A 279-nucleotide genomic window follows, 5' to 3' on the forward strand; every position below is an offset into this window, starting at 1 on the left:
TACTTCTATCACCTTGATTTTTATAGATTTAGTGATTCGCGCGAATGGCTGGACGCCGGATTCCGGGATTTGCTGCGTGAGGATGCGGTCGTTTTGATTGAATGGCCGGAACGGGCCGAGGGCCTTTTGCCCCCTCCCGACCTGCAGATTTCCCTGTCGTACGCCGGCCAAGGACGCGATGTCACGCTGACCGCGCACACCGCTCGAGGACAAACATGGTTGAACGCGATTGTCCCCCCGCCCGACACGGCGCCCTCCCTGCGGCAGGCGCCACCCGAC

1 protein-coding gene is annotated in these 279 nt (G+C 60.9%); it reads left to right on the forward strand.

What is annotated here, in order from left to right; genetic code table 11:
• Window positions 1–279 (forward strand): tRNA (adenosine(37)-N6)-threonylcarbamoyltransferase complex ATPase subunit type 1 TsaE (tsaE, locus tag SB771_RS34130; RefSeq protein ID WP_410721934.1); only part of this gene is annotated, 279 nt, incomplete at both ends.

The organism is Burkholderia sp. SIMBA_051 (genome assembly GCF_046534915.1).
Lineage (GTDB): Bacteria > Pseudomonadota > Gammaproteobacteria > Burkholderiales > Burkholderiaceae > Burkholderia > Burkholderia ambifaria.